This window comes from Povalibacter sp. (genome assembly GCF_036735925.1).
Classification (GTDB): domain Bacteria; phylum Pseudomonadota; class Gammaproteobacteria; order Steroidobacterales; family Steroidobacteraceae; genus Steroidobacter.
On record NZ_DAINNK010000018.1, the window covers coordinates 57,423 to 64,554 of the forward strand.

Here is a 7,132-nt window from a genome sequence, read left to right on the forward strand (position 1 = left end):
CATGACCGCACCGGTGCAGCCCGACACACGAACGGAACTCGCGACGCTGCTGCGCAGCCGGATTCCACTGGTGCTGATCGAGACACGCGACGAGCCGCGAGCACTCGCGCTACTCGCCAGCCTCGCGGTGAAGCTTCAGGAAAAATCTCATACGCCGGTCTTTCAATGGACCGTGACCGACGGCCTGCGGCGCATCGACGTGGACCTGGGCGGTGCGCAGCGGCACAACTCGGACCCGGCGGAAGTCCTGAAATCCATCCGCGCCACCGACAAGACCGGCATCTACGTGCTGCTGGATTTCCACCCCTTTCTGAACGATCCGATCCATGTGCGGCTGCTCAAGGACATCTGCCAGGGGCATGAAAAGACGCCGCGCACGCTGGTGCTGATCAGTCACGAGCTGTCGCTGCCGCGCGAACTCGAACACTTCGTCGCCCGCTTCCAGCTCGCCTTTCCGGATCGCGCCGAGCGCCACGGCATCGTCGAGAAAGTGGCGACCGAATGGGCGCGGACGAGCGGCAGCCGCGTGCGCACCGATCGTAAGGCGCTGGAACTGCTGATCGAAAACCTCGGCGGCCTGTCCACCGTCGACACCGAACGGCTGGCGCGACAGGCCATCTTCGACGACGGCGCGTTGCAGGCGAGCGACCTGCCGGCGCTCATGCAGGCCAAGTACGCCCTGCTCAATCGCAGCGGCGTGCTGAGCTTCGAGTACGACACGGCGAAGTTCGCGGACCTGGGCGGCATGGCGCGCCTCAAGGAGTGGCTGCGGCAGCGTCGCTCAGCGTTCGACGGCTCGGCGCCGCAGTTCGATCCGCCCAAGGGGCTGCTGCTGCTCGGCGTGCAGGGCTGCGGCAAGAGCGTCGCGGCGCGCGCCGCGGCCGGGATCTACGGCGTGCCGCTGCTGCGCCTCGACTTCGCGGCCCTGCACAACAAGTACCTGGGCGAGTCCGAGCGCAACCTGCGCGACACGCTGGCGACCGCCGACGTGATGTCGCCCTGCGTGCTGTGGATCGACGAGATCGAGAAAGGCATCGCCAATGGCGAGGGTGACAGCGGCACCTCGCGGCGCGTCCTGGGCACCTTCCTGACCTGGCTGGCGGAAAAGAAGTCACGCGTCTTCATCATCGCCACCGCCAACGACATCTCTTCCCTGCCGCCGGAGCTGATCCGCAAGGGCCGCTTCGACGAGATCTTCTTCGTCGACCTGCCGAAAGCTGCCGTGCGCGCCGACATCCTGCGCATCCACGCCGGCAAGCGCTCGCTGACCCTGAGCAACGAACATGTCGAGAAGCTCGCCGCCGCCTGCGAGGGCTTCTCCGGCGCGGAAATCGAACAGGCCGTCGTGTCCGCGCTCTACGCGGCGCACGCCGCCAACTCGACGGTGAGCGCCTCCCACATCCTCAGCGAACTGAGATCGACCCGACCGCTGTCGGTGGTGATGGCGGAACGAATCGCGGAACTGCGGGCTTGGGCGGCGGAGAGGACCGTCGCGGCGGACTAAGAGTCGGATTTCACACAGAGATCACAGAGAGCACAGAGGTCGGAAGAGAAGAAGATATTTCCACGGGGGACACGGGGAACACGGGGGGCAGAACAGAAAATTTCTCATCCCCGTGCTCCCCGTGTCCCCCGTGGAAACTTCTTCCTCGTCTTTCTCCGACCTCTGTGTTCTCTGTGATCTCTGTGTGAAATCCGGTTCCTGTCAGACCATCTCGCCCTCGTCACCGAAGTCGGCCACCCAGGCGGCGATGTCCTGATCGTAGGTGACGATGTTTTCGGCGGAGGCGGCGCGCTTGAGGCGGTCGCGGACCGCGTCCCAGCGTTCACCTTCGGGGATTTCCTCGACGAGGATGATCTTGGCGCCCGACTTGTCGAGCGTGCGCAGGTTGGCATAGAGCTGCCGGCCGTAGAGATCGGGGCGGAGGCCGGCGTTGATCCAGGTCATGTACGGCGTCGTCTTGGTCGGCGGACGCATGGCCAGCACGGCCATCTTTTCGTGCTCGCCGCTCAGTTCGCCGATCACGAGGTCGAGGCGCCGGCTCGGCACCACGTTCACGGGCGTCTGCGGCGAGTAGTGACGGGCCGTCGAGCCCGGTACGCGTGGCGCCGTCGGGCTTGGCCCGGCCTGGATGTTCGGCACCACGGCGCGCAGCTGCGACAGGCTGATGCTGCCCGGACGCAGCACGCGCGGGCCGTCGCCGAGACAGGAGACGATGGTGGATTCGAGGCCGACCTTGCAGTCGCCGCCGTCGAGCACGATCTTCAGGTCCTCGCCGAATTCCTCGCGCACGTGTTCGGCGCGCGTCGGGCTGACATGGCCGTAGCGGTTCGCCGAAGGTGCCGCGATGCCGCCACCGAAAGCATTGAGCAACTGCTGGGCGATCGGATGATTGGGAACGCGGATGGCGACGGTGTCCTGCCCGCCGGTGATCACGTCGTTGACGGCCAGCGCGCGCTTCGCCACCAGCGTCAGCGGACCGGGCCAGAAGGCGTCGGCGAGTTTCTTCGCCTCCGGCGTCATGTCGCGCACCCAGCGCTGCAGGTAGCGCGGGTGATCGATGTGCACGATGACCGGATGCGTCGACGGCCGGCCCTTCAGCGTGAAGATCTTGCGCACGGCATCGGGATTGTTGGCATTGGCGCCCAATCCGTAGACCGTTTCTGTAGGGAAAGCGACCAGCTCGCCGGCGCGCAGCGCCTCGACCGCTTCCTGTACCTGTTCCTGGAGAACTCGTCCGATGACCATGCCGGCATCATAGCAAGGCGGGCCCGGCGGCCAAGGGAACCTGTCCCTATCTTCCTGTGGGTCAGGCTTCAGCCTGACAGTTCCCAGGCCGGCTGAAGCCGGCCCCACAAGGGAGAAGAGACCACTACTCCAGCGGGGTGCGCGTCCAGCCCGCCGCCGTGCGCTTGAGCTCGTACGCCGGCCAGTAGCGGTTGTCGAGCTTCAGCGTGATCACATCGACGGAACCGTTCCACGCCATCGTGCGCAGGCGGACCGAGGATCTATCGGCACGTCCAGCGACCGCCTTGATGAAGCTGTCGAGATCCGGCGTCGGCTGACCGTCGACTTCGACGATGCGCCGGCCGGCCCACAGCTGATAACGCGTCGCGGGCGAGCCGTACGAGAAGTAACCGACGAAGACGCCGTCCGGCGTGATGCCGCGCTGCGCCGCGAGCGCGCGATGCGGCTCCTGCAGCACGGCGCCGGCCCACAGCAGGATGCGGTTCAGGTCGCGCCCGCCGAGTTCCACGGTCGGCACGTCGATGACCCGTTCGACGCCGTCGCGCAGCACCGTGACCTTCACCTGCGGCTTCTGCACGGCGCGTTCGACTTCGCGGTAGCGATTCACGATGGCGCCGTCGATGTCGAGGATCAGGTCGCCCGACCGCAGCAGCTTGCTGGCAGGAGAACCGCCGACGAGACGCGAGACGCTCAGCGCCTGACGCCGATCCGGACTGTGCTGTTCGAGGCGCTGCACCCAGCCGTCGCTCAGGCCGAGCTTGCGCGCGCCGGCGAGCGGCACCGGAATGAGTTCAGCCTCCAGCGAATGCAGCATCGTTTCGCCGCGCACCAGCGGCAGCATTTCGAGGATCTGCTCCGCCGGAATGCCGCGATTCTCCTGCGCGATCTCCCTGCCCGCCTCGTACGCGAAGCTCGCCCAGGTCGCGACGATCTCGCCCTGCTTGTTCGCCAGCACGCCGTCGTAGTCGGCGGGACCGTTGATGAGCTGGATGGTCTCGAGATTGGTTTCGCGGAACTGGAACGTGCGCGACAGCGGGAAGGCCACCGGATCGACCGACGCCACCGTCGCCGTGCGCGACTGGACCTTGCCGTCGGGGCGCACGCCGACCGCCCACACCTGCTCGCCCGGCTGCACGTCGACCGCCTTGAACACCGCCGAGTGAACGGGCGTCGTGCCGACCAGCTTCGGGTCGTAGGAAATCATCGCCAGGTTGTGCAGCGGATGCACGTACTCGACCCGGCCCGGAATTTCGATCGTGCCTGCGAACGTCAGCCGCACATCGCCGATCGAGACCGGAACGGTGTTGCGATCGACGACGACGAGTCCGCGTGCCGCATCGACGATCACGCCGGTGCCGTAGTAGTTGCGCTCGGTGATGCCCGAGACGGAGTACGGCATGTCGAAATTCACCAGCACCATCGACGGCGCCAGGCGATTGACGATCGGATCGGACGTCTTGGCGAAACTGGTCGAGGCAGGCTTCGGCGGTTGCGCGACGCCGTCCTCCGGCCAGGTCGTGCAGGGCCAGACGCCCTGCGCATCATCGCGATGACAGGAGCGCGCCGGGAACCAGCGACGATCCATGCGGATGACGCGCCACTGCGCCGTGGAAGGATCGTCCAGCGTGAAGAAGCGCACCGTCACGCGCTCGCCGTCCTTCAGCGGCGAGACGGCCGCTTCGAAATCAGCCAGCGCATTCACCGTCTTGCCGCCGATTTCGGTGATCACCGCACCGCGCGGCACGGCCGCGGCGCCGAGCACGTAGCCGGGATTCGCGACGTAGACGCCGCGGATCGGCGCATTGATGTGGCGCGCCTGCTGCCACGACAGCGTATGCACCACGGCGTCGCCGAATTCGAGGTAGCGATCGGGCGTGATGGCGTGCAGGTCTTCGATGGTCATCACCTGATCGAGCGGCTGGCCGCCGCGTTCGATCGAGAGCTTCACGCTCTTGCCGACGCCGCTGTCGAGCACTTCGGCGAGATCGTCGAAGCCGCCCACCAGCGCATCGTTGACCTTGATGAGCAGGTCGCCAGGCTCCAGCACCTTCTCCGCCGCGGACCCGACCTGCGCCTCGCTCACGACCAGCAGTCCGGTGTTGTTCGGAAACTTGCGGCGCATGTCGGTCTCTGTCGCCGGGCGCAGGCCCAGGCGACGCACTTCGTCGTACGGCGTGTACTTGAAGACGGTTTCGAGCGTGCCGCGCGGCACGGGCTTGCCGTCCTGGATGAGCTTCAGCGCGCGCTCGACGCGATCGAGGGGCAGATAGAAACTCGATGCAGCCTGCGAACTGCCGCCGGCGTTCAACGCCACGACGCGGCCTTCGACGTCGATCACCGGCGAGCCGGAGGAGCCGCCCGAGGTGCTGGAAGCCGCCTGGTAGTAGAACGTGTTGAAGTCGTTGTACTTGCCGAGCCCGTAGTTCGGCGCTTCGCGATCGAGGCGCGCCAGCGTGCCGGCGAGGATCGACAGCTGTTCGCCCGCATCGTTGCCGATGACGCGGATCTCGCGACCCACCTGCGCGCCGTCCGGAAACAGCTTCAGCTCGGTGGGCTTGATGAAGCGCAGCCTCGAGGGGTCGTAGCGATACAGGCCGAAGTCGTGCACCGGGTCGCGATAGACCGGATACAGCGTGACTTCTTCGCGATTCAGGAACACGGCCTGCGCCGTCACCGGCCCCGGCGTGACCACGTGACGATTCGTCAGGATCAGGCCGCGCTTCGCATCGACCACGAATCCCGTCGCCTGGCTCGACATGTTCCATTCGGTATCGAACGCGCGGGTCTGGTCGACCTGGATGGTCACCACGCCGGTCGCGACGCGTTCCAGCGTGCGGGTCCATCGGGAATCTTCCGCCTGGGCGACGGGCACCAGCGCGGCGGGCGGCAGCGGCGCATTTTCCTGTGCGAGCAGATGGGAGGAAACGATCAGCAGGCAGGCAGCGCCGAGGGCTTTGAGCATGTGGTGTTCTGTGTGATGACCGGGCGTGTTGTCTTATCGCCGGGACGGCGCCCGGCGCGCAAGTGGGGGCAGTACCGGTTAGTACGGCCCGGGCGACGAGGGGTTCCGTTTCTTCCTGTAGGGCCGGCTTCAGCCGGCCTTCTTCGGAGTCAGGCTAAAGCCTGACCTACAGGGATCCCGGAATCAGCCGAACAGGACGAAACCCCAGACGATGATGAGGTGCGCGAAGGACAGCAGCACCGCGGTCGAACCCACGTCCTTGGCCAGCCCTGACAATTCGTGACGTTCGAGCCCGATGCGGTCGACGACCGTTTCGATACCGGTATTGAGCAGTTCGACGATGAGGACGATCACGACGGAGCCGAGCAGCAGCGCGCGCTCGATGCCGCTCTTGCCGAGCCACACACCCAGCGGCAGCAGGACGACCGCCAGCGCGACCTCCTGCCGGAAGGCTGCTTCGAAACGGAACGCTCCCTTGAACCCTTTCCAGGAATTCACGAACGCGAGCAGCAGGCGGCGCAGGCCGGAGAGTTTCGGTCGATCCATGGAGTCCTCGGGGAAGCGTTGGCGGATGGTTTGAATTCGTATGCAGCCGCTCTACCGCGGAGAAGTTTCATCCGTATTTCAGCGCCCTCCTCCGCGAAGCGGGGGAGGGTTGGGGTGGGGGCGATGCGATGAGCTACGTCACCCGACGCTTCGCCCCCTCCCTGGCCCTCCCCCGCTTCGCGGAGGAGGGGAACATCACGCCTGATACACCAGATCCAGCTGCTTTGCCGCCCGCACGTCGTCCAGTCGCCGCACTGGCAGCGTGTACGGAGCGCCCTTCACCTTCGCCGGGTCTTCCTCCGCTTCCTTCTGGATGGCGACGAGCGCATCGATGAAGGCGTCGATCTCCTGCTTGCTCTCGGTCTCCGTCGGCTCGATCAGCAGGCACTCCGGAACCAGCAGCGGGAAGTACGTCGTCGGCGCATGGAAGCCGTAGTCGAGCAGTCGCTTGGCGAAATCCATCGCATTCACCCCCAGTTCCTTCGCCTGCCGCTTCACGGTGATGATGAATTCGTGGCTGGCGCGCCGATCCGGATAGGCCGCATCGAACCCGGCCTGCCGCAGCCGCGCCATCAGGTAGTTCGCATTCAGCGCCGAGAACTCGGCGACGCGCTGCATGCCGGCGCGACCCAGCATCCGCATGTAGACATAGGCGCGAATCAGCACGCCCGCATTGCCCATGAACGCCGACAGCCGGCCGATGGTTTGCGGCAGATCGCGCTCGTCGAGCCAGCGGTAGGTGTCGCCTTCCTTGCCCACGACCGGCACCGGCATGAACGGCAGCAGACGCTGGTTTACGCCAACGGCGCCCGAGCCCGGACCGCCGCCGCCGTGCGGCGTGGAGAAGGTCTTGTGCAGGTTCATGTGGATGACGT

4 protein-coding genes and 1 pseudogene are annotated in these 7,132 nt (G+C 66.2%); 1 reads left to right on the forward strand and 4 read right to left on the reverse strand.

Features of this window, described 5'->3' with window-relative positions:
• Position 1: 1 nt before the first annotated feature.
• Entirely contained in the window at positions 2-1,504 is a 1,503-nt protein-coding gene (locus V7D81_RS08065; RefSeq protein WP_324315639.1) for an AAA family ATPase, read from the forward strand.
• A 201-nt stretch (positions 1,505-1,705) separates the two neighbouring features.
• On the opposite strand, the gene V7D81_RS08070 is transcribed toward V7D81_RS08065, so the two are convergent.
• From V7D81_RS08070 to V7D81_RS08085, 4 genes and pseudogenes are all read right to left on the reverse strand, one after another.
• Positions 1,706-2,749, reverse strand: a complete 1,044-nt coding sequence (locus V7D81_RS08070; RefSeq protein ID WP_324315640.1) for an L-threonylcarbamoyladenylate synthase — start codon at positions 2,747-2,749, stop codon at positions 1,706-1,708.
• Positions 2,750-2,873: 124 nt separating this feature from the next.
• On the reverse strand, positions 2,874-5,711 hold the full coding sequence (locus V7D81_RS08075; protein WP_324315641.1) for a trypsin-like peptidase domain-containing protein: 2,838 nt from the start codon (positions 5,709-5,711) through the stop codon (positions 2,874-2,876).
• 183 nt (positions 5,712-5,894) lie between these two features.
• Positions 5,895-6,257, reverse strand: coding sequence for a diacylglycerol kinase (locus V7D81_RS08080; RefSeq protein WP_324315642.1), 363 nt, complete (start codon positions 6,255-6,257; stop codon positions 5,895-5,897).
• Between the two features lie 195 nt (positions 6,258-6,452).
• Positions 6,453-7,132 (reverse strand): annotated as a pseudogene (locus V7D81_RS08085) (aminomethyl-transferring glycine dehydrogenase subunit GcvPB); the annotation flags it as partial.